The organism is Marinobacter sp., assembly GCF_052091845.1.
Lineage (GTDB): Bacteria > Pseudomonadota > Gammaproteobacteria > Pseudomonadales > Oleiphilaceae > Marinobacter.
The window spans coordinates 97,343-121,070 of sequence record NZ_JBQDCO010000003.1 but is presented as its reverse complement, the minus strand read 5'-3'; the positions used below and the strand labels follow the sequence as shown (position 1 = coordinate 121,070).

Sequence of the window (23,728 nt, the reverse complement as noted above, 5' to 3'; positions counted from 1 at the left end):
GCCTTCAGCTGAACAAGAGCCCTCGGCTGAAAAAGATTCCTCAGCCCTGCCTGTACCACTCTGGGTAATAGGGGCTATAGCAGGTGGGCTTGTTATTCTTGCGCTGTTCATTATTGTGCTCATGCGCCGGCGTCGTAACGCTGAAGCGGCAGTCAACGCACCCGACGATAACCTGGAGGACCTGCAACAGGACATGGCAGATGTTGAAGCGCAAACACCGGTGCTAATACCAGAACCGGAAGACGAACCAGCAGAAGAAGACATACCCATTGCCAGCACTGTTGTAGAGCCTGAAGAGCCGGAAGAGACCATTCCCGAGCTGACCGAGCCAGCAGATGACAACGAAGAAGGCGAAAACGGCGAGGAAGAAGAGTTTGGTCTGGACGATTTTGACTTGTCTGAATTTGACGATTTACCCGATTTTGATTCGTCTGACGAGCCAGAGAAGGGCGGCAATTCAGACGATCAACAGAAAAAGTAACCAATAGGAACTATGCACATGAAGTTTACCGGTACCGATAATTATGTAGCCACTGATGACCTGCAAATGGCCGTAAACGCAGCCATTGCGTTGCAGCGCCCACTGCTGATCAAAGGAGAGCCCGGCACTGGCAAAACCTTGTTGGCAGAAGAGATGGCCAGTTCACTGGGCATGCGGCTGATTCCCTGGCACATCAAATCGACTACCAAGGCCCAGCAGGGCTTGTACGAGTATGATGCAGTCTCCCGTTTGCGGGATTCCCAGCTGGGTGATGAGAAAGTTAAGGACATCAGCAACTACATCGTTAAGGGCAAACTCTGGGAAGCGTTCGAAGCAGATGAGCAAGTGGTGCTGCTGATTGATGAAATTGACAAGGCCGACATTGAATTCCCCAACGACCTGCTGCTTGAGCTGGATCGCATGGAATTTTTTGTATACGAGACCCAGCAATACGTAAAGGCCAACAAGCGACCCATTGTGGTCATCACCAGTAACAACGAAAAAGAACTGCCGGATGCCTTCCTGCGCCGCTGCTTTTTCCACTACATCAACTTCCCGGATCGTAACACCATGCAGAACATCGTGGATGTTCACTTCCCGGGTATTCAGCAGCAGGTGGTTAAAGATGCACTTGAGGTGTTCTTCGATGTGCGCAAAGTGCCAGGCCTGAAGAAGAAGCCTTCCACTTCTGAACTGATAGACTGGTTGAAGTTGCTTATGGCGGATGAGCTCTCGGCAAAAATGCTGCAGGAAAAAGACGCCAGCTCGGCGCTTCCGCCCTTGTATGGCGCACTGGTGAAAAACGAGCAGGACGTACACCTGCTGCAAAAGCTGGCGTTCATGGCCCGCCGTCGCGGCTGAAATTCGGCAAGAGTGCAGTTTTATGTTGATTGATTTTTTTCTCGAAGTGCGGCGGGCCAGGGTGCCTGCCAGCCTGCGTGAATTCCTCGATCTGCTGGAAGCACTGCAGCAGCAGCTTGCCTTTGCAGATATGGAAGAATTCTATTATCTGGCACGGTTGTGCCTGGTAAAAGATGAGCGACACTTTGATAAGTTTGATCGGGCGTTCAAAGTCTATTTTGATGGTATTGAACACCTGGATGAGTTGCTGGAAGCCATGATTCCGGATGAGTGGCTCAGGGCCGAATTTGAGAAAAACCTGAGCGACGAAGAAAAAGCCAAGATTGATTCCCTGGGTGGTCTGGAAGAGTTGATTGAAACCTTCAAGAAGCGCATGGAAGAGCAGAAAGAACGCCATGCTGGTGGTAACAAGTGGATTGGTACTGGTGGGACCTCGCCCTTTGGTGCCGATGGTTACAACCCTGAAGGTTTCCGTATTGGCCAGAAAAAGGGGCGTCACGGTCGGGCAATCAAGGTTTGGGAAAAACGTGAATTCAAAGACCTGGATGACAGCGTTACTCTGGGCATACGCAACATCAAGGTCGCGCTTCGACGGTTGCGTAAATTTGCTCGACAGGGTGCCGCAGATAAGCTGGACATGGACGACACTATCCGGTCTACAGCCCGGAATGCGGGTTATCTGGATCTCAAGATGGTGCCCGAGCGACACAATGCAGCCAAGGTACTGATATTTTTCGATGTGGGTGGCTCTATGGACCCACATGTGCGGGTGTGCGAGGAGCTTTTTTCAGCTGCGCGTATGGAATTCAAGCACATGGAATATTTCTACTTCCATAACTTTGTGTATGAAAGTGTGTGGACGAAAAATATCCGCCGCATGAATGAAACCACCAGTACGTGGGATATTCTTCACAAATATCCGTCAGACTATAAGGTGATCTTTGTCGGCGATGCCACCATGGCGCCCTATGAAATTTCTCACCCGGGGGGCTCCATCGAGCACTGGAACGAAGAAGCAGGTGCTACCTGGTTCCAGCGCATCAGCGAGCATTTCCGCAAGGTTGTCTGGATTAACCCGCTACCCGAGAGTTATTGGGGAACCGGGGGCTCGCTGGGCATGACCAGGCAGCTTGTGAACAACCAGATGTACCCACTGACAGTAGAGGGCCTGGAATCGGCCATGAAATACCTGAGTAAGTAAAAAAGCCGATGCGGTTGAGACATCGGCAAAGCTCGGCATGTCAAACGGGGGTGTGTAACGCATCCCCGCGATTGTCCTGAAGCAAACACAAAGCCAACAATGAAACATTCATAGAATACAGTCGTTTATTTCGCTCTACAGGCTGCTTTACCGCTCATTCCTCCCGCTACGTACCCATTACGCGTCAAATAAATCGACATTAGTCGGTGACTGCATTGCGAGTTTTAAGTCTTGAGCTTGGTTTTCGATTTGGTGATCTGGATACCGTTCTTCGATGTTACCAAGTGTTACTCTTTCAGCCGGTTCGTTTTATAGCCCTGCCTAGATCGCAGAGGTAAGTTCAGAGACGGCAAGAGAGGGAGGCTTATGTTCGGCCCGCAAAAAACAAAAAAGTGCCGAGGCAAACAACGGAAAGGATTCATCGGACCAGGTATTGGGTTGATCGGTGCGGCTTTGGCTGTTTCCAGTGTAGCTATTGCGGCCAATCTTGATGAAGAGATTACCAACCTGAAAGCCGAGGTCTCGGCTCACTCAAGCAAAATCTTTCAGTTAGAGCAAAAGATACTGCACCCGGTTGATACACGCCTTGCCGTTTCCCTGACGCTTGCTGACCGGGGTGGCCTTGATCTGGATTCTGTAGAATTATTTGTTGATGGACAGGCAGTCACCTCGCATTTATATACGGCACGGGAGAGCGGCTCGTTGCGCCAGGGAGGCACGCAACAGTTGTTTACCGGTAATCTGGCCAATGGCACACATACATTGAAAGCGATTATTACGGCGCGAGCGGCTAATGATCGTTTTGTGCGTAGAGAGTCTACCCACCGCTTTCAAAAACGTCCCGGTGCGCTTCGTTTAGAGTTGGCTCTTGACGCCAAAGCACCTGACTACGAACCACGTGTTTCCTTTGTTGAGCGGAAATAGCCAGCTATGAGGTCAACCATGTTGAGCTGCGTCCTGGTTCGTGTTGTTCTGGCAAGCCTTTGCGGTTTAGTGCCGGTTACGGCTCATTCCGAGCCATCTGTGCCGAAGACTCAGCAACAACAGTTGTACGAACAGGCCGAACGTGCCCGGGCCAGGGGTGCCACTGATAAAGCAGGCGAAACACTGGCAGGTATGAAAGAGGGGTACTGGTCTGCTATTGGCTATCTGAATCTTTCAGGGGATTATGCCCGCAACGATCTGAATCCCTCGCGGGCACTGATCGCTCTGAGGGTGGCGTTGGCTATGGCCGACAAAGACACAGATGCACAACGTAAAGCCGCGTTGCGCAGTCGGATCCTGTTACGTGCTGGCTATCTGGCCTTCAAAAGCTCGGAATATGAGAAGGCCATTGGTTTTTTCGAACAAATGCCACTGGATAGTCACCGAACCCCTCAGGCGCTGTATTTTCATGGCTTGGCGCTGGCAGAGCAGGGCAATCATCGAGCAGCCATGCAGAGCTGGCACCGGGCGAAAAAATACCCCCTGGCCTACCCCGGGGTTGCAGATGCCTGGATAGGTATGGGCCGGGGCTATGACCTCTCTGGTTATCTGGGGCAGGCAGGAGAGGCATACCTTGCCGCTAACGCTGCCTATGAAGGTGAACGAGTCACTTTGCGCAAACTGGCTGCCCGGATTGAAGAAAAGGGGGCCTATAAAACGCTGGTGCAGGGCGCAGAAGCTCAAAAATCAAGCTGGTTTCTCGCCGATAGTCGCACACTCGCCCAGCCTCGTACGGCTTATTTGCTCAGCTTTATGGAGCAATCCGCTCCTCAGCAGGCTGTGAACCAGGTAGTAGAGCTGGCAAGAATGGCATCACAACTCCAGCGTAATGCTCAGGATCTTGGCGTGTTCAGTGCCGCGATCGCCAACCAGCTTGAAACTCCGGGGCTCTCCAGAACCCGCCCGGGATACGAGGCGTTGAGGCGTGCCAACAAAACGCTGACGGAGCGCTTGAACCTGTTGCTGGAAGACGCCCGGGGCAATGAATCAAGTGCGGGCCAGGTTCAGAAGCTCCAAATAATGAAAACCACTCTTTCCGACTCGGAGCAGCAATTAAATACACTTAAAAGCCGGTTGGCTAGCCGCTCGGCCAACCTGAAGGCGCTTCTGGCTGAATCCCGGCAATTGCGGAAACAATCACTGGCTCACCTTGAATCTGTCGCGGCTCTTCGGCCCAGGGCAGAGGCTCGGCTTGATCGACTGGCACTGGATTTTGTCGCAACTCAGGACAAGCGAATGGTGTTTGCGCTAAATAAGACCGAGCAGCAAATTGCACATCTTTATGAGTACCTGGCTCTGAAGGAAATCAATTCCGGAGAGCAGGCAAAATGAGCAGATTTCGCATTATCTTGTTGCCGCTTTGTTTTGTGTGCGGTTTTGTTCAAGGTCAGCCATCTTTTCGGGTAGAGCTGGGCAAGGATGGTGAAACCATTGCTGATATGCGCCCGGTTTTTCTTGAATTTGAAACCAGGTCGCTCCCGGCTATTTCGCCCGCTGAAGTTGCCAGGCGTTACCAGCGATTGTTTAGTACCACCGATGAGCCCGCCGTGCGTGTCGATGCCTTGAATCGCCTGACAAATATTCGCGATAGGTCTGGCGAAGATATAGGGTTTAGCCCGGCTGAAGAAGCGAGGGCGTATAAACAAGCCATTGAAAGCTATGAGTCTATTCTCCAGCGCGGAGCGTTTGGCGGGCGTTTAGACGAACTTATGTACCAAATGGCCAAAGCATATGCTTTGACAGGCCAGAACCGGGCCTCTGTAAAGCGCCTGCAGCAACTTGTGGGTCTTTATCCGAATTCACCTCTGGTGCCAGAAGCCAGGTTTCGGTTGGCAGAATCTTCGTTTGCTGCCGGCAGGTACGTTGAAGCTGAGGCCGGGTACCGGGCGCTTGTCGATAGCAGCAGCAACACCGACGGACTAAAAAACAAGGCCCGCTATATGCTCGGTTGGGCGCTTTACAAACAGGGGCCGCAAGCCTGGGAACGGGCTGCGCACCGGTTTGTAGCCGTGCTTGATGACTCTCTGCCCAATGCCGAAAGCCTTAATCGAGTGCCCGAGTCCAGCGTAGACAGTATTGATGACACGCTTCGAATCCTCGCACTAATGGCCAGCCGCAAGAATGGCGCAGACACACTGATGAACTGGCTGCAGCCTGAGCCACTGCGCGCTTGGACACCTCTGGTGTTTGACCGGTTAGCCGATTTATACGCTGTGCAAGGCAATGCCGGGGAAAGCGTAACAACCAACCAGGCTTTTGTGGCGCACTTTCCCGACCATTCCCAGCGGGCGGGTTTTATGGCGCAGATTGTGAGTGTCTGGGACCAAGCCAACAAGCCGGCGCAGTCCAGAGAGGCTATGGCCGACTATATCGCTCTGTTTGCCGATGACCGCCACTATGCGGCTCTGGCTGCTGATTATCGTCACAAATGGCGGGAATTAAGCCGTTTTCTTGCAGATTATCATTATGCAAAGGGTGCCTCCACGACAGGTGACGGGGCGACTGACTATGGCGTTGCAGCGGGTTACTACGAAGGGTTGGCCCGTCGTGGCGAGACCACTGGGGAGCTTTTTCGCCTGGCGGGTGATGCCCGGCTACAGGCAAGAAATTACCCGGCGGCCCTGCAAAATTTCCACTTGGCAGCATACGACTCACCGGGATACCAACACGATGCTGATGCTGGCTGGGCCGCCCTTGTTCTGGTTCGGGCAGGTGTAACCAAAGAAAAGGCGTCCTCTGTATTTGAGCCAGGCCTTGCCGACCTGACTGCAGAAACTGAACGATTCATAGAGCGCTTTGTTTCGGACAGCCGAACCCCGGGGTTGTTGGCTGATTTAGCCTCTCGCTGGCTAGAAGCCGGGGATAACGCGCAAGCTTTGCACTACGCCACGCAAGCCGTTGCGCACTCTCAGGCTGCACCTGAATTGCAATACACTGGTTGGGTAGTCATAGCCCGGGTACGACAACGAACCGCGGAATACGGGCTTGCCGAAAAAGCCTGGCGAGAAGCCCTGGCACTTGCCACTGGAAAGTCCGCTAACGGCCCCATGAAAAGCGAAGCTGCCGGGTTACGCGAGCAACTGGCACACGCCATCTACCGCCAGGGCGAGCAAGCAGCCAAAGCCGACAAAACTGCGATTGCGGTCGCACATTTTCAGCGAATTGAAACCGTATTACCCGGATCCGAAACAGCCGTTAAAGGGCGTTTTGATGCCGCAAACACTCTGCTCAAAGCCTCGAACTGGCAGCCGGCAATTAACGAGCTTAATCGCTTTCGGGCAGATTACCCGCTGCATGTCCTTGCCGCCGGAGTGGGTGAAAAGCTGGTTCTGGCTTATACCTCATCAGACCAGCCGTTACGGGCAGCCAAAGAACTGATGGCGATGGCCGATAGCCGCAGGCCAGAAACGGAACTGGCAAACGAAGATGTATGGGGTTATCAGCTCAGGGCTGCTGCGCAATTCCACAAAGCCAAAGCAGTAAGCCAGCGCAACGCCATCTACAACAGTTACCTCGCAACCGGCCCTGTGGCTATGGCAGCAGGTGAGCATGTTCAGTTACAGACTATGCGTCACCGCTTGATTGAAGCAGGCAGTCAGCCGGCACAATGGCAGGCTGACATGGTGGCCGCAGAACTGGAGAGCAGCTGGCACTCGAAGCAGACCTTGCAGTGGGCAGCGAGTGGTGCGTTAACAATGGGGGCCAAGGCGGCTGAAAAATTTTCTGCCATTAAACTGAGCGCTCCCTTTGAGCCCGCATTAGAGCGAAAACAACAGGCCATGGAAGAAGCCCGAACGCACTTTGGCAATGCAGAGTCTTTGGGTGGCGATACTGTCTTGGCCGAAACTCTCTTTCGTCGAGCAGAGCTGCACAGAGCTATGGCCAGAGACCTTATGGCATCCGCGGCACCGGAAGAGCTGAACGAACTGGAAAAAATGCAATACCGGATGTTGCTTGAGGAGGAGGCGTATCCGTTTGAGGAGCGCGCCATAGAGCTGCATGCAAAAAACCACCAGCGTGTGGCAACAGGTCGATTTGGTGCCTGGATAGAGAAAAGCCTGAGCGTGCTCGCTGAGTTGCACCCTGGCCGTTATGACCGATCCTTACGATGGATGAGCCCGACGGTGGATGACCCCAACAGTGGAGGAGCATGACGGTGTGTAATCTAAAACCATGCTGGCACTGGTGTTTGCTGGCAACCGTCCTTTGTCTGTTCGGGTGTTCGGGGCAAACCATCAAGCCTTCTCTGCCGGTGGAACAGTCACAAAAACCGCCTGACCCGCAACAGGCTCTGGTGCATGTGCAAGAAGGTGCAGCGGCGTATGAGCAAAACAATCTCCCGGCAGCTATTGAGGCCTGGCAGTTGGCCGTTGAGCTCAACCCGGCGGATGCAGTCACCCACAATAATCTGGCGCTTTTGTTGCAGCAGGCCCACCGCTTTAAAGAGGCGGCAGGCGTGTTGGAAACCGGGCTTGAGGGCTCGCCAAACGTGGCTGAACTGCATTACAACCTGGCGGTTATTTCCGAGCTTTATTTACTTGATTTGAACCGGGCGCTCACACATTACCAGCGCTATCAGGGCCTGTCTGACAGGGAAGATAAAAAAGTAGAGGGCTGGATTGCGGACCTGGAACGGAGGCTGGATTAAATGAAAACAATCGTGCTCTTCGGGCTGGCTCTGGTTTGCCTGATCACACCTGCGGTTTATGCAGCTTCTGATAATACTGACGGGGTTGAGAGAACGGATGCCTCAAAAGGCAGGGTGGTAAGTTTAAGTATTGAAGGTATTTCGGCCAGCATTGGTGAAGACGAGCCTCGCGTGCTCACTATTATACCCTGGCGTGCACCCACGTTGCCGCGTCGGCCAAGGGCAGAATTAGAACGTTCCGCGCCGGCACTTATTCAACCCCTGGATCCTGTGGTTTTTGAGCGGCACCGCAAGTTCCGTCAAAGCCTGGGGGTTGCTTCGGATGAGGGCTCTAACAGGCCGGCCGGAGGGCGGCAATGACGGGTATGAACGCTATGGCTGCCAGTGCAGAGTTCCCGCTTTCAAACCCGTTAAGCCGTGCCGCGGGGGTCTCTTTGTTCTGGAGCAAAGAAGAGGGCGAACGGCTTCGTTTAACCGCGATCACAGTGGCAGCCCTGCTGCTTTTTATTCCGCTGGCGCTGTATATCTCTATGCTAGACATTCCAGTGCCTGAGAGAGAACAGCCTGAAGCACTGCCGCCCCAGCTGGCCAAATTGATTTTAGAGCCAAAGGTGGTTGAAAAGCCAAAAGTCACTGCCTCCCCTAAACCTGTCGAAAAGCCAAGCCCCGAACCTGTTGCGGACAAGGCGCCGCCCAAACCGAAAGCTGCCCCACCGGTCGTCAAGCCAGTGCCCAAACCAGTCCCGGTAAAACCGTCTCCAAAGCCTGCCGGCCAAGCGGTGGAGAAAGCGAGAGAAACAGCCTCGCGCTCCGGACTTTTAACCATGAAAGATCGCTTGGCCTCAATGCGCAAGCCGGCGCCCAAAGCTGCACCGGCCATTCAGGCGAATACCAATGACGTGCCCAACCCGGATAATGGCGCTATAGCTCAAGACCGGGATCAACTCGGCAGGGATGCTTTGCAGGGCAGTGGCGGGGTAGAAAATGTGCAGGCAGGCACCCAGTCAAAAGCAAAGGTAGCAGGGCATGAAGTAAGGCAGGTGTCTGCTCCGAAGCAAGCGAAATCTGCAGTGGCCAGCGTTTCCGCGCCGAAACAAAAATCGGCGGTGAGCGAGCGCCCAATGAGCAATATCAGGCAGGTTTTTGATTCGGGTAAAGCGGCACTTTACTCGCTCTACCAACGAGAGCTCAGAAAAGATCCAACGTTGGCTGGTAAGGTGCTGCTCGAACTGGTTATAGAGCCAGACGGGACCGTGTCTGCCTGTAACGTGGTCAACTCTGAGCTTGGCAACCCGGCATTAGCACAAAAAATCGCCTTGCGGGTTCGTCTTTTTAACTTTGGTAAAGCGAATGTGGAAACCCGCAAGGTGAAGTTCCCTATTGATTTTCTTCCCGGCTAAGTTGTCCATACCTTTAGTAATGGTAATTTTTAGCTCTTTACGCCTGCAATCAGAGCCGCCGCTAATCTGGCGTCCCGTTTTACCAGGTGTTTCCGGTTGTTGCCTGAAACTACCTCATCGTTAACAAAACTGCTATTCTCTCCCAACTTTTTTGGGCCTGATACCTATGTCGCGTTGATTTTTATTCAAACTGGCATTGGTGAGTCATTATAATGAAAAGCGCCAGACAGGAGATGGTGATGGATTTTGAGACGTTCTATCAAGACAAATACCCTGCCAGTGTTCCCCGTGAAGTGGATTTGGATAAATATAGCAGCATGGTGGATGTATTTGAGCAGGCGGTAAAAAAGTACCCAGACCGTCCCGCCTTCAGCTCTGTTGGTGTAACTCTCACTTATCGTGACCTGGACACTCAAACCCGCAACTTTGCGGCCTGGCTGCAAAACAAAACGGATCTTAAGCCTGGCGACCGTATCGCCGTGCAAATGCCCAACTTGAACCAGTACCCGGTTGTAGTATTCGGGGCCATGCGTGCCGGTTTGATTGTGGTAAACACCAACCCGCTGTATACCACCCGCGAGATGGAGCACCAGTTTAATGATTCTGGTGCCAAGGCGTTGGTTGTACTGGCAAACATGGCGGAAAACGCCGAGAAAGTTTTGCCTCACACCAGCATTGAACACGTCATTGTGACAGAAATTGCCGACATGCATTCGCCCATCAAGCGCACGCTGATGAACGCAGTCGTGAAGCATGTGAAAAAAATGGTGCCGCCATTCAGCATTCCGCAGGCTCATAAACTGCCCGCCGTGCTCAGCGCCGGCGCCCGCGAAAAGTTCACGCCGGTTCAGTGCAAGACCGACGACATAGCTGTGTTGCAGTATACGGGCGGCACAACCGGCGTTGCCAAGGGTGCCATGCTCACTCATGGCAACCTGGTAGCGAATCTGTTGCAGGTTCGCCCAATGATGGAAGATTCAGTAATTGAAGGCCAGGAAGTGGTGATTGCGCCTTTGCCGCTTTATCACATTTATTCCTTCACGCTGAACTGCGGCATTATGCTCGAAGCTGGCAGCCATAACATACTTATCCCGAACCCGAGGGATATACCGGGCTTTGTGAAAGAGTTGCAGAACCACAAGTTTACGGCTTTTCTCGGTCTGAACACCTTGTTTGTCGCGCTGTGTAATAACGACGATTTCCAAAAACTCGACTTTAGCCATCTTAAGCTAACGTCTTCTGGCGGCATGGCGCTGACGAGCGACACAGCAAAAATGTGGGAGCGGGTCACGGGCTGCGCTATCTCTGAAGGATTCGGCATGACCGAAACCTCTCCGGTCGTCACGTTCAACCCGGGCAGTGCCATTCAGCTTGGCACGATTGGTTTGCCGGTGCCTTCTACCAAGGTTAAAACCATTGATGACGATGGCAACGAAACGCCGTTGGGTGAAGCGGGCGAGTTGTGTGTAAAGGGCCCACAGGTGATGCGCGGTTATTGGCAGCGCCCGGAAGACACTCAAAAGTCGTTCACTGACGATGGCTATATCCAAACCGGGGATGTGGCTGTGATTCAGGAGGATGGCTATATACGCATTGTTGACCGCAAAAAAGACATGATCATCGTTTCCGGGTTTAACGTTTTCCCTAACGAGATTGAAGATGTTTTATCCAGTCACCCCAAGGTAGTTGAGTGTGCGGCTGTGGGTGTGCCTGATGCCAAAAGCGGCGAAGCCGTTAAAGCCTACCTTGTGACCACGGCTGAAGGTGCCACTGAAAACGAACTGAAAGAGTTTTGCCGTGAGCGTCTGACAGCCTATAAAGTGCCCCGTTATTTTGAGTTCCGCGATGAGCTGCCCAAAACCAACGTGGGTAAAATCCTGCGCCGTGAGCTGCGCGACGAACCGGATAACAAGTAATTACGGTGACCTTGCAATCTGATGACAACGCCTCAGTAAAAGCCGCCTTGCAAGCGATAATGGAGCAGCTGCCTGCCTGCAATCAGCAGCAAGCTGCCCGCATTGTTAAATTGGTGGCAAGAACCAAGGGGAAGCCTGACCAGAAAGATCTGGATAAAATGGCGAACTGGCTTGAGCGTGGCCGACAAAAGGTGCGCCAGCGCCAGGACCTGCACAAGCCGGCCAGCTTCCCTGCAGGCTTACCGGTTTCTGATCGTGTGGATGATATCCGTGAAGCGATCGAAAACCACCAGGTTGTGATTGTCGCCGGCGAAACCGGGTCGGGTAAAACCACCCAGATTCCCAAAATCTGCATGAACAGTGGTCGCGGCACCCGTGGCCTTATTGGCCACACTCAGCCAAGGCGACTGGCAGCTCGCAGTGTGTCTGCCCGCATTGCCGATGAGATCGGCGAGCAGGTGGGGCAGCAGATTGGTTATCAGGTACGTTTTACCGATAACACCTCGGATCAGTCCCGGGTCAAAGTAATGACCGACGGAATCCTGCTGGCGGAAGTCCAGCACGACCGCTTTCTTGATCGGTACGACACACTGATTATTGATGAGGCTCACGAGCGCAGCCTGAACATCGATTTTCTGCTCGGCTACATCAAACAGCTGCTTCCCAAACGTCCCGATCTGAAAGTCATTATCACGTCTGCCACCATTGAGGTGGACCGATTCAGTGACTTTTTCGGCAAAGCGCCGGTCATCGAGGTGAGCGGTCGTACCTTCCCCGTTGATATTCGGTATCGTCCGCTCACCGGAGATGAGGATGATCGCGATCAGGGCTGGAACGATGGTGTTCTTGCTGCAATTGAAGAAATTGAACAACACGAACGAAGCGAAAAACTGCCGCCTGGCGATGTACTCATATTCCTGCCGGGTGAGCGTGAGATACGTAACTTAAGCAAGGTGCTGCGCCATGCGGAGTTGCGGCACACAGAAGTACTGCCGCTGTATTCCCGACTGAGCAATCAGGAGCAGAACCGGGTGTTCCAGGGGCATAGTGGCCGCCGAATTGTGCTCTCCACCAACGTGGCAGAAACCTCATTAACGGTGCCGGGCATTCGCTATGTGATCGATGCCGGTGTCGCCCGGGTCAGCCGTTACAGCGTTCGCTCGAAAATACAACGCCTGCCCATAGAGCCAGTCTCCCAGGCCAGTGCCAACCAACGGGCAGGGCGCTGCGGCCGGGTTGCGCCGGGTATCTGTTTCCGTCTGTATGACGAAGCAGACTTTTTGGGCCGGCCTGAATACACAGACCCGGAAATACTGCGTACCAATCTGGCTTCCGTTATCTTGCAGATGGCTACCTCAGGCCTGGGCGAGATTCGCCATTTCCCGTTTTTGGAAGCGCCGGACAAACGGCTGATCAACGATGGTTACAAGCTGCTCGAGGAGCTGAGTGCGGTAGATAATCAGCGCCGGGTAACAAAGCTGGGGCGCACCATGGCCAAGTTGCCGTTGGACCCACGTCTTGCACGCATGCTGGTAACGGCAGCAGACCAAAGCAGCCTGGCAGAAACGCTGGTGATCATTGCCGGGCTAAGTGTTCAGGACCCGAGAGAACGGCCCCAGGACAAACAGCAAGCGGCGGACCAGGCCCATGCGCCGTTTAACGATAAAGAATCAGATTTTGTCACGCTGCTCAATATCTGGAATTTTTATGAGGAACAGCGCCAGGAGCTTTCCCAGAATCAACTGAAAAAAGTCTGTCAGAAGAGCTTTCTGAGCTGGATGCGCATGCGCGAATGGCGCGATATTCATCGCCAGCTTACATTGATCTGCCGTGACCAAAAACTCTCGTTCAACAAAGAAACAGCCAGCTACGATGCCGTACATAAGGCTATTTTGGCGGGGCTTCTGGGGCAGGTAGCCGTAAAGGTCGAGAAGAAGGAATACCTGGCTACTCGCAATCGCAAAGTCATGATCTTTCCCGGCTCAAAAGTATCAAAAACAGGGCCAAAGTGGATTGTTGCCACGGAGATTGTTGAGACCAGCCGGGTGTTTGCCCGGATGGTGGCCGCTATCCAGCCTGAGTGGATAGAGCCTCTTGCGGGGCATGTGGTAAAACACCATTATTTTGAGCCTCACTGGGAGCAAAAACGCGCTCAGGTAATGGGGTATGAAAAAATTACCCTCTATGGCCTCGATGTGGTGCCTAAGCGGGCCATAGCGTTCAGCAAGATAGATCCTGTTGAGTGCCGCAACCTGTTTATACGCCATGCTCTGGTGGAAGGCGACTACCGCTCTAAAGCGCCGTTTATCAGCCGTAACCGCGAGATGCTCGCGAGCGTAGAGGCGCTTGAAAACAAAACGCGCCGCCGGGATTTGCTGGTAGATGATGAAGTGTTGGTGGGTTTTTACGATGAGCGTTTGCCGGCCAACATTGTCAGTGGCCGTCATTTTGAAAGCTGGTGGAAGAGCCTGTCCGCTGACGAGCTACGAAACCTGGAGCTGACGGAGGACGATGTTCTTCAAAGGCCGGTTGATGCCCAGGCAGCCGATTTGTACCCGGACTTTCTGGAGTGGGAGGGCGTTCGCTACCCGCTCAGTTACGAGTTTGAGCCTACCAGCGAGCGCGACGGTGTGACGCTTCAGGTCCCTTTGATGGCCCTTAAACAAATTCCCTCCCGGCGCCTGGAGTGGTTGGTACCAGGGCTACTTCGGGAAAAGTGCGTGGCGCTGGTTAAAGGTCTTCCCAAGTCAGTGCGGCGTAATTTTGTGCCGGTGCCGGATTTTGTGGATGCGGCTGTCGCCAACCTTCATCCTTCAAACGAACCGCTTGCTTTGCAGTTAGGAGAGCAGTTGCGTCGTATGACCGGGGTGCGTATCGATCCGCAAACCTGGCCTGACGATGAACTGCCCCGCCACCTGAGAATGAATCTGAGAGTGCTTGGCGATGGTGGCAAAGTCATCGCGGAAAGTCGCGAAGCAGACACACTTCAGGGTCAGCTGGAAGGTCAGGCCGAAGCAGCGCTTGCGTCGGCTGCTAGCGAGAGCCGAAGTGAGGAATTTGCAAAGGAATACACTGAATGGGCCTTTGGCAAATTGCCGCGGCAGGTGCAGACCGAGAAGGGCGGCATGCAGATTACCGTTTACCCGGCTATTGAAGACATGGGCAAAACGGTTAAGCAGGTTCGTTGTCTGGATCGACTGACCGCTGAAGACACCACTCGCAAAGGAGTTGCCCGGCTCATTTTGAACCGGTTTGGCAATACCCTTGACGATTTAGAGCGAAAACTGCCGCGCTTTAAACAGTCGGCCTTGATGTTCGCGCCGGTGGGCCAGGCAAAGGTGCTTCTGGATGATTTGCTGCTGGCGGCAGCAATGGAGCATTTTTTACACGCTCCGGCGCCAGAAACCCGTGAAGCCTTTGATGTGCTGTTTGAACGCCATCGTGGAGATTTTATCCCCGCCCTTGAGCAAGCAGATGAGCGTCTTTACCAGGCTATGATGGGGTACCAGAAAGTGGCGAAGAAGCTTAAAGGCAAGATTGATCTCGCGTTGGCAAACAGCATGGCGGACCTGAAGTTCCAAATGCAAAATCTTGTTTATCCAGGTTTTTTGGTTGCTACTCAATCGCAATGGCTGGCAGAGTTTGGGCGCTACTTTGAGGCTGCATTGATTCGGCTGGAAAAAATGCCAAGGGAGATGGGGCGCGAACGTGAGTTTTTGCACATTATGGAGCCTCTCTGGTCTCGTTATGCCAATAAGCGTGAAGAGCAACAAAGACAGGGTGTTCGTGACCCGGAGCTTGTGGTTTACAGGTGGATGCTGGAAGAGTTTCGGGTCTCGTTTTTTGCCCAGCAATTGGGCACAGCTATGACGGTTTCTGCAAAGCGACTCGACAAGCAATGGGAACTCACACGGGTTTGACGGTGTAAGCCTTTCTGCTGAGCGGGCAAAACCTGCGGACTGTGTTAGTATTTCTGAAAGAACGATATTTCCGTCTTTTTGTTTCCTTCTTCATGACGTGGGGTTAGCGTGATTAAAGCCGTCATTAGCGGAACCGGCCTGTACACACCGCCGGAGACCATTGAAAACGATGAACTGGTCGAAGCTTTTAATCAGTTTGTTGAGATGTATAACTCAGACCATGCAGACGCGATTGAGCGTGGCGAAACGGAGGCTCTGCCGCTTTCGTCTTCAGCCTTTATAGAGAAGGCTTCCGGGATCAAACGCCGACACGTCATCAATAAGTCCGGCATCGTCGATCCTGAGCGCATGGCTCCGTATATCCCTGAGCGCGGCAATGATGAGCCGTCGGTTCAATGCGATATGGCCTTGGTTGCGTGTCATGAGGCGCTGGAACAGGCAGATAAAAAAGCCAGCGATGTGGATGCGGTTATTGTGGCCTGCTCCAACCTGCAGCGTGCTTACCCTGCAGTATCGATTGAAGTTCAGTCTGCCTTGGGTATTGAAGGCTTCGCTTACGATATGAACGTGGCTTGCAGCTCTGCCACGTTTGGTTTGCAGGCGGCGGTCAATTCAGTAGAAAACGGCTCGGCCCGGGCTGTGCTGGTGGTTAGTCCCGAAATTTGCTCGGGTCATTTGAACTTTCGCGATCGTGACAGCCACTTTATTTTTGGCGATGCCTGCACTGCGATTCTGGTAGAACGTGAGGAAAATACGAAACCCGGGCAGGGTTTTGAGATTCTTGGCACCTGTTTGAAAACGACGTTTTCAAACAACATCCGTAATAATTTCGGTTTTCTGAACCGTGCCGACGAGCAGGGTATCAATAAGCCGGATAAACTGTTTATTCAGCAGGGCCGTAAGGTATTCAAGGAAGTGTCGCCGCTGGTGGCTGAAACTATCCAGAATCATCTTCAAAGCCTGTCCCTGAAGCCTGAGGATTTGCGCAGAATGTGGCTGCATCAGGCCAATTTGAACATGAACCAGCTTATTGCTCGCAGGGTGCTTGGCCGCGACGCCAGTGAAGATGAAGCACCGGTGATCCTTGATGAGTACGCCAACACCAGCTCCGCAGGTTCTATCATTGCGTTCCATAAGCACAAAGACGATCTGAAAACCGGCGATGCAGGGGTTATCTGTTCGTTCGGTGCAGGTTATTCCATAGGCAGTGTTGTCGTACGCCGCCGCTGATATCTTTGGGGCGGTGTTTCAGGGCCGTCCCGGGGCGATCACTAACAAGCCAAGAGTTGAGCATGACAAGAATTTCACCCCGGAGCTGGTTTTCTGCCGTGCTCCCTTTGGCTGCATTGGCGATGGTTTTGTCTGCAGGTTCCGCAAGGGCCCAGACAGTGCAGGAGCCAGTGCCTGAAAACGCAGCATCGGTAAACCTTGATGACCCTTACGAGGCCTGGAACCGCAAGGTATATACCTTCAACGATACAGTCGATCGCTGGGCGTTAAGGCCTGTGGCCAAAACCTATCGTACCTTCATGCCGGATGTTGCCGACCGTGCCGTGACCAATTTTTTTAACAATTTGACGGAAATTCGAAACTTCACCAACAGCATTTTGCAGCTAAAGGGTGAATCTGCAGTAGTGGCAGCCGGGCGCTTCACTTACAACACGGTCTTTGGGTTAGGTGGCCTGATTGATGTTGCAACGGCGTTTGATCTGCCGGAAAGACCGGAAGATTTCGGACAAACACTGGGCTATTGGGGTGCTGGTTCAGGCCCATATCTGATGCTTCCATTTCTTGGGCCTTCCAGCCCAAGGCGTCTGGGCGGTATGGGCATGGATGGCTTTGTGCTTCCATCCCTCTGGGACGAGGTTGACAGCCCGGAAGTTTACTACGCCCGGGGCGTTCAAGTTGTAGATCAACGGGCCGATCTTATTCCTGCTGAGGGGTTCATTTCCGGCGATGAGTATATTTTTGTACGTAACGCATTCATGCAGCGCAGGGAGTTTCTGATCAACGATGGACAAGTCACCCGGGACCCTTTTGCCAGTGATGACGATGAAGATTTGATGCTGGACGACTTCTGATCCAGACCGCCTGCTGAGGGAGCCATAAGGTGCTCACAGATCCAAAAATCAAAAAATTCCGCAAGATGCTTGCAGAGGCGCCTAACTACGAGGTGTGGAAAGCTGCCGCTCTGGAGCTGGATTTTCTTGAGGGCAATGCCGAGTGGAAGGAAGATTTCGCCTCTGAGCACTATCATTATGAGTTGCTGTACGACCGCCTGAGCAACATTAAACAGTACCGGCAGCAGAATGACTTTGAACGGCTAAAACGAGCGCTGCGCGAGGGCCTTCATCACGATCTTGGCAACATGGGCAATCCCGCGCTGTATACACAGTCCCGCGTGGGCACCAAGCACTTGATTGAAGAATACATCGCTCAAGCCTGCGAGGCACTGGATTTTCTTTGCGATCACCCAGTGCCGGGCTTTTCAGTTGCCGATAAGCTGCAGTTTTTTCGCGATACCCTTACCAGCTACGGTCGGCCAACGCTGCTGCTAAGCGGTGGCGCCAGTCTTGGTATGTTTCACTTTGGGGTAATTAAAGCGCTTTGGGAGAAAGGCTTGCTGCCCCAGGTTGTAACCGGTTCCAGCATAGGCGCCATCATTGCGGGTATGTTGGGCGTGCATACAGACGCTGAAATCCCTGAAATGCTGGTCCCCGAAAATCACAATCTCAAAGCCTGGAAGTGGCGTGGCCTGGTAAGTGCCATGCAGGGCAACGGGTTGATGGATCAGGAACAGCTTCGCACCTGCCTCAGAAGCAATATTGGTGAGTACACCTTTGAAGAGGCATACCAGCGCACCGGGCGCTCCATAAACATGAGTGTATCGCCGGTGCAGGCGCACCAAAAAGCCCGATTATTGTCTGGCTACACGTCGCCTTACCTCATGGTTTGGAGCGCAGCCCTTGCCAGTGCGGCAGTGCCGGGTATCTTCCCGCCGGTCACCTTGATGAAAAAGGATATTCAGGGCCAGATATTGCCTTACATGTCTAGGCTGAAATTTGTGGATGGCTCGGTGGTCAGTGATTTGCCTGTTGATCGATTAATGCACCTTTACGATGTTAATTTCACTATCGTAAGCCAGACAAACCCGCATGTGGTGCCTTTTTTAAACGCCAGAGGCCGGGATGAGAAACTTTCCCTGGCCAGTTTGCCTTTGCATTTGTTGAAGTCTGAGATTCAGTTTCACGGACAGGGTGTGTTTGATTATCTGCGCAAGCGAGTCCGGCCGGAATTGCTGCGCCAAGCTTATGGCCAGATGTATACCATCATGGCTCAGCGTTATTCTGGCGATGTTACCATTGCGCCCAAGTACTCATTCAAGGATTATCGGCGAATGCTGGCAGATCCAAGGCGAGAGTTCGTGCGTGAAATGATTCTGGCAGGCGAGCGTGCAACCTGGCCGAAAATCTCCATGATTCGTTCCCATGCGCGTATTTCCAAGACCCTGGAGTGTTGCGTGCGACGCCTGAAACATCAGAACAGCCTGAACATTTGATTGGACGCCCATGTATTACGACTTCTTCGGCTTCAGAGAACCGCCGTTCTCTATCGCGCCTGACCCACGCTATCTTTATTTGAGCGAACGCCACAAAGAGGCGTTGGCTCATTTGATGTATGGCGTGCAAGGCCAGGGCGGTTTTATTGTGATTACCGGGGAAGTGGGTACGGGTAAAACAACGGTTAGCCGTTGTTTTATAGAGAATGCTCCGGATCACGTAGATATTGCCCTGATTCTGAATCCCCGATTGTCGGCCCGGGAGCTGCTTTCTGCTATTTGCGATGAATTGGATATTGTTCATCCGGCTGGAGCCACCATCAAACAGATGGTCGACTTGATTAACCTGGATCTCCTGAAAGCCCATGGCGCAGGGCGACACAAAGTCCTGATGATTGATGAAGCACAAAACCTTTCCGCCGATGTGCTTGAACAACTTCGCCTGCTGACCAACCTGGAAACTGCGGAAAAAAAATTGCTGCAGATTGTGTTGCTTGGCCAACCGGAATTACAGGAGATTCTGGCGCTTGCGCAGTTGCGACAACTCAACCAAAGGGTAACGGCCCGTTACCATCTGGATGCTATAAATCGTAGTGAACTGCCAGCTTATCTCAGTTACCGCCTGGGTGTTGCCGGCATGCGCGGCGATATTTTCTCGCCTTCGGCCGTACGCAAGCTTTACCGCTCAAGCAATGGTATACCCCGGCTGATAAACCTTATAAGCGATCGGGCTCTGCTGGGGGCTTATGCCCAAGGTGAGCACGAGATCACATCAACCCATATACGGCAGGCGGCAAGGGAGGTGGGTGGCAAACGCAATGCCGGGCCAACCCCTGCGGGAGATAAAAGCAAACCGGGTGCTTCCAGTGTTATGGTGCTTGTTGCGTCCTTGTTACTGGCTGTCATTGGTACATTTTGGCTATATCAGCAGTGGTCTGGAGCAGAAGCCGTTGCTGATGGGAGAGTGGGCCCCGTTTCGCAGGGTGGCACTATTCAACGTGACAGCAAACCGGAAGAGCGAGGGTCTGCACCTGAGCAACAATTAACCTCTGTGGGCCAAAGGTCTGACCGTTCAGAGAACAAAACACCTTCTTTTAACTTTTCCGAGCAGGCTTTGAATTTATCAGACGCCTTTCGCGGATTGTTTAGTATTTGGGGGGTTCAATATAGCCCACAGGCGTCGCCAATTGCCTGTGAATTTGCCCGGCAATCCGGGCTCGATTGCCTTGAGCGACAGGGCAGCCGCAGAAGCCTCTCGTTTCTGGACAGGCCAGCTATGCTGGCGCTCCAGGATGATGCCGGCAAGCGGGGTTATGTTGTGCTGCGCCATCTTGAGGGCGACATTGCGGAGATTGTTTTGCCCACTGGGCCGGCAAGGGTGACGTTTACCAGCCTTGAGCCTTTTTGGTTTGGTGAGTATCGCGTGTTGTGGCAGCTTCCTGATTATGTCAACAGTAAGCCTGGCTCCAGCGATGGTGCAAGCGAAGAGTTATGGGTAGGCGTGCGCATGATGGAGCTGGCAGATGCCTACAGTGAGTCGGATGCAAGCAATGCAAAGATCAAACATATGCCTGCACAAGAACAGGTGCGTTGGTATCAGTCTTTAAAGGGCCTGACGGTAGATGGTATCGCAGGGGCCATGACGATTATTCAGGTGAATAATGACCTGAATGCAGAAGTCCCAAGGCTGGGAGAGCCCAAGTTAGAGGCGGAAGGGTAGCGCATGTCTTACATTCTTGACGCCCTCAGAAAGTCAGAAACTGAACGCCGCCAGGGCAAGGTGCCAGATCTTGGGCAGCAGGTGCAGTTGATTCACCGCCCCGGAAAACGGCGGAGGTCTCCGGTGGTTTGGGTGGCGCTGGCATTGCTGGTTAACGCCGCCGTGCTGGCCGTTGTATTCTGGCCGGAAAGCTCAGCCGAGTTACCTGTGGTGCAGCCACTGCAAACGCCGGAACCTGAAGCCAGGCTGGAACAGCCAGCAAAACCGGAGCTTGAGCCGGGGGCTGAGGCGGGTGCGGCTCCACCGGAGCCAGAGCCAGAGCGGGTGAGTGAGCCTGTAGCCGCCCCTGTACGTGAGCGGCCGACCATTATTACGCCCTCTGTGAGCCCCGAAAGAAGAGCACCGGCATTACGTCAGGATGAACCCAGAGCAAGAGTGCCACACCTGGTTGAGCTACCCTTTTCATTTCAGAAGAGTGTTCCGGATTTGATATTTAACAGCCATATATACTCCACCGATCCATATGCCAGTCGTGTGATGATTAATGGTCACTATTTACGTCAGGGGGAATCCTTCTCCGGCATGACCGTGGAACAAATCACTGAAGAAGGCGTTGTGCTGAGCAAGCAGGGCAGGACCTTCCGTGTAGGCATTGTCCGCGATTGGGTGAGCCCTGACTGATGGCATTATCCGAAGAGATCAAGCAGAAGATTCAGCAAAGTTACCGGGAAGTGCTGGCCGGTAAGGACGTTCGGGCCCGCTATGGCCAGCGACTGATGATTGCCGAGATTGCCCGCTATATGGGCGATATAACCGAAAACGATGGCCAGAGAACTTCAGCACCCGCGGCCTGTGTGGTTGAGGCGGGCACAGGTACGGGCAAGACACTGGCGTATCTGATTGCGGCTATTCCTGTGGCCCGGGCGCTGAATAAAACCCTGGTTATATCCACGGCCACCGTGGCGCTGCAGGATCAGATTGTACTCAAGGATCTGCCTGACCTGAAAACTCACAGCAAGATGAACTTTAGCTGGACATTGGCAAAAGGCCGGGGCCGGTATCTTTGCATGTCCCGCCTTGAATCCAGGTTGCATGATGAAGGTAACGGCGACAGTGACACCATGCCGTTGTTTCTGCTCGATACCCCTGGCACAGAAGAACCGGGTACCCGGGCGTTCTTTGAAGAAATGCTGGCAAGCTATGGCTCGCGCAAGTGGGATGGCGACAGGGACCACTGGCCGGAGCAGATACCGGATGATGTTTGGCGGCAGGTAACAACCGACCATCGCCAGTGTACTAACCGGCATTGCAGTTACTTTGACAGCTGCGCTTTTTTTGATGCCCGTAAGGACCTGGACGAAGTGGACATTGTGGTGGCCAACCACGACCTTGTGCTTGCCGACCTGGCTTTGGGTGGTGGCGCCATTTTGCCAGAACCTGAAAATGCCCTGTTTATATTTGATGAAGCCCACCACCTGCCCGACAAAGCACTGAATCACTTTGCGGCTTCTGTGCCCCTGAATTCTACCCGGCAATGGCTTAAGCAGTTGTCTCAGGCGCTGGTTAAAATGCAGCCCTACCTGGCGGCAGGTACGCAGGGAGCCAAAACCATTGATCGCATAAGCAATGCCTCCCGGGATGTCGACCTGGTACTTGGCCGGGTTTATGAAGAAGCCGAACACAACACTGGCTGGGAGTTTAACGACGAGCGACGTTCAGCCCAGTGGCGTTACCCGGAGGGCGAACTGCCAGAGGCATTGGCAGAACTGGCCGCTGAAAGCCGGTTAGCCACCGCCAACCTGGTGCGGCACCTTGGCGCCCTGGCAGATGAGCTACAGGGCGCTTTTGATGAGCGCAAGCAGCATGACATTGACCGCGATACAGCCGAGGCCTGGTTCCCGGTGATTGGCGCCTTCCACAGCCGATCAGAAGACCAGTTAAGGCTCTGGACGGCCTGGACAGAGCAGGTTGATGGCCCGGATAAAAGTAAAAGCCCGCCTCCGGCACGCTGGAGTGTGCGCCAGCGCTGGGACCATGCCGAAGACATTACCCTGTTCAGTTCGCCGGTACTGGCAGATAGCCTTTTGTATTCAAGGCTGTGGTCGCGGGCATACGGCGCTGTGCTTACCAGTGCTACTCTGACCGCATTGGGCAGCTTTGATCGCCTTCAATCCCGGGCGGGCTTGCCGGCAGGCAGCCGGATGATGGTGGTCCCAAGTTCGTTCCGATATAGCGAAAAAGCGACGGTAGAAGTGCCTTCCATGACCTGTATGCCCACCGATGATGGTTTTTCAGATGAGTTGATCAAACGCCTGCCGGGCGTTTGGGCCGGTGAGACTGCCACGCTTGTGCTGTTTACTTCCAGGCGGCAGATGCACCAGGTGCGGGATGCGCTGGCGCCAGAATATCCGGACCTGATCATCACTCAGGACGATATGTCCCGGGGAGAGGTGTTGCGCCAACATCGGGTTTGCATAGATGAGGGTAGGGCCAGCGTGCTGTTTGGCGTGGCGAGCTTTGCAGAAGGGATCGATTTGCCGGGCAAGTATCTGCACCACGTTGTGATTACACGGCTTCCTTTTTCGGTGCCGGATGACCCAATCGAAGCGGGCTTGGCCGAATGGGTTACCCAGCGTGGTGGTAACCCGTTTATGGAAATTACGGTGCCTGGCGCTTCTATAAAACTGGTGCAGGCTGTCGGCCGTTTGCTGCGTACCGAAGAAGATACCGGAAGGGTGACCATTCTCGACCGCCGAATTATCGCCAGGCGTTATGGCCAGTTGCTGTTGGATGCGTTGCCGCCGTTCCGGCGAATTATCGCCCGATAAATATAAAGAAATAGTAGCCAAAAAAAGAGCCAGCCCGAAGGCTGGCTTATATCAAGGGGGCCTCGAAAAACCCGTGCGTTTAATCAACGCTTAAGAAGAAAACTGAAGGCCTGAAGTTCCAGAATTCCTGGCGGGGGCTTGCCCTACCGTGGAATCAATATTAAGGGAGTAGAGGGCGTAGCCGAATCGTCCAAAGGGCGTAGCGCGGGT

Annotated in this window: 16 protein-coding genes and 1 pseudogene; all 17 read left to right on the top strand. The window is 53.5% G+C overall.

Annotation, left to right across the window (positions count from 1 at the left end; all coding sequences use genetic code 11):
• Nucleotides 1–481: pseudogene (locus tag ACTHYN_RS02090) on the top strand (hypothetical protein); the annotation flags it as partial.
• Nucleotides 482–499: 18 nt separating this feature from the next.
• Complete coding sequence (locus tag ACTHYN_RS02085) at nucleotides 500–1,342, top strand: AAA family ATPase (RefSeq protein ID WP_441810836.1); 843 nt, start codon at nucleotides 500–502, stop codon at nucleotides 1,340–1,342.
• Between the two features lie 22 nt (nucleotides 1,343–1,364).
• Nucleotides 1,365–2,543 carry a vWA domain-containing protein gene (locus ACTHYN_RS02080; protein WP_441810835.1) on the top strand — a complete coding sequence of 393 codons (1,179 nt, stop codon included), beginning with the start codon at nucleotides 1,365–1,367 and terminating at the stop codon, nucleotides 2,541–2,543.
• Between the two features lie 453 nt (nucleotides 2,544–2,996).
• Nucleotides 2,997–3,467, top strand: a complete 471-nt coding sequence (locus tag ACTHYN_RS02075) for an AraC family transcriptional regulator (protein WP_441810834.1) — start codon at nucleotides 2,997–2,999, stop codon at nucleotides 3,465–3,467.
• An 18-nt stretch (nucleotides 3,468–3,485) separates the two neighbouring features.
• Nucleotides 3,486–4,859, top strand: a complete 1,374-nt coding sequence (locus tag ACTHYN_RS02070) for a hypothetical protein (protein WP_441810833.1) — start codon at nucleotides 3,486–3,488, stop codon at nucleotides 4,857–4,859.
• Entirely contained in the window at nucleotides 4,856–7,681 is a 2,826-nt protein-coding gene (locus tag ACTHYN_RS02065) for a tetratricopeptide repeat protein (protein WP_441810832.1), read from the top strand. The genes ACTHYN_RS02070 and ACTHYN_RS02065 overlap by 4 nt, the downstream gene beginning before the upstream one ends.
• A gap of 2 nt (nucleotides 7,682–7,683) precedes the next feature.
• Nucleotides 7,684–8,175: a tetratricopeptide repeat protein gene (locus ACTHYN_RS02060; protein ID WP_441810831.1), complete on the top strand. Its 492-nt coding sequence runs from the start codon at nucleotides 7,684–7,686 to the stop codon at nucleotides 8,173–8,175.
• Entirely contained in the window at nucleotides 8,176–8,535 is a 360-nt protein-coding gene (locus ACTHYN_RS02055; RefSeq protein WP_441810830.1) for a hypothetical protein, read from the top strand.
• Nucleotides 8,532–9,575, top strand: coding sequence for an AgmX/PglI C-terminal domain-containing protein (locus tag ACTHYN_RS02050; protein ID WP_441810829.1), 1,044 nt, complete (start codon nucleotides 8,532–8,534; stop codon nucleotides 9,573–9,575). Before ACTHYN_RS02055 ends, ACTHYN_RS02050 begins: the two co-directional genes overlap by 4 nt.
• Before the next feature lie 239 nt (nucleotides 9,576–9,814).
• The gene (locus tag ACTHYN_RS02045) at nucleotides 9,815–11,491 is read left to right on the top strand and encodes an AMP-binding protein (RefSeq protein WP_441810828.1); all 1,677 of its coding nucleotides are present in this window, start codon (nucleotides 9,815–9,817) and stop codon (nucleotides 11,489–11,491) included.
• Nucleotides 11,492–11,550: 59 nt separating this feature from the next.
• Nucleotides 11,551–15,411 (top strand): ATP-dependent RNA helicase HrpA, encoded by a 3,861-nt coding sequence (hrpA, locus tag ACTHYN_RS02040; protein ID WP_441810841.1) that lies wholly within the window; start codon nucleotides 11,551–11,553, stop codon nucleotides 15,409–15,411.
• Between the two features lie 108 nt (nucleotides 15,412–15,519).
• Nucleotides 15,520–16,641, top strand: a complete 1,122-nt coding sequence (locus tag ACTHYN_RS02035; protein ID WP_441810827.1) for a beta-ketoacyl-ACP synthase III — start codon at nucleotides 15,520–15,522, stop codon at nucleotides 16,639–16,641.
• A gap of 62 nt (nucleotides 16,642–16,703) precedes the next feature.
• Entirely contained in the window at nucleotides 16,704–17,492 is a 789-nt protein-coding gene (locus ACTHYN_RS02030) for an MlaA family lipoprotein (protein WP_441810826.1), read from the top strand.
• A gap of 29 nt (nucleotides 17,493–17,521) precedes the next feature.
• Complete coding sequence (locus ACTHYN_RS02025; protein WP_441810825.1) at nucleotides 17,522–18,970, top strand: DUF3336 domain-containing protein; 1,449 nt, start codon at nucleotides 17,522–17,524, stop codon at nucleotides 18,968–18,970.
• Between the two features lie 10 nt (nucleotides 18,971–18,980).
• A complete protein-coding gene (locus ACTHYN_RS02020) occupies nucleotides 18,981–20,690 on the top strand; it encodes an ExeA family protein (protein WP_441810824.1) in 1,710 nt (569 codons plus the stop codon).
• Nucleotides 20,691–20,693: 3 nt separating this feature from the next.
• Entirely contained in the window at nucleotides 20,694–21,371 is a 678-nt protein-coding gene (locus ACTHYN_RS02015) for a general secretion pathway protein GspB (protein ID WP_441810823.1), read from the top strand.
• On the top strand, nucleotides 21,371–23,518 hold the full coding sequence (gene dinG, locus ACTHYN_RS02010; protein ID WP_441810822.1) for an ATP-dependent DNA helicase DinG: 2,148 nt from the start codon (nucleotides 21,371–21,373) through the stop codon (nucleotides 23,516–23,518). Before ACTHYN_RS02015 ends, dinG begins: the two co-directional genes overlap by 1 nt.
• The last annotated feature ends 210 nt before the right edge of the window (nucleotides 23,519–23,728 follow it).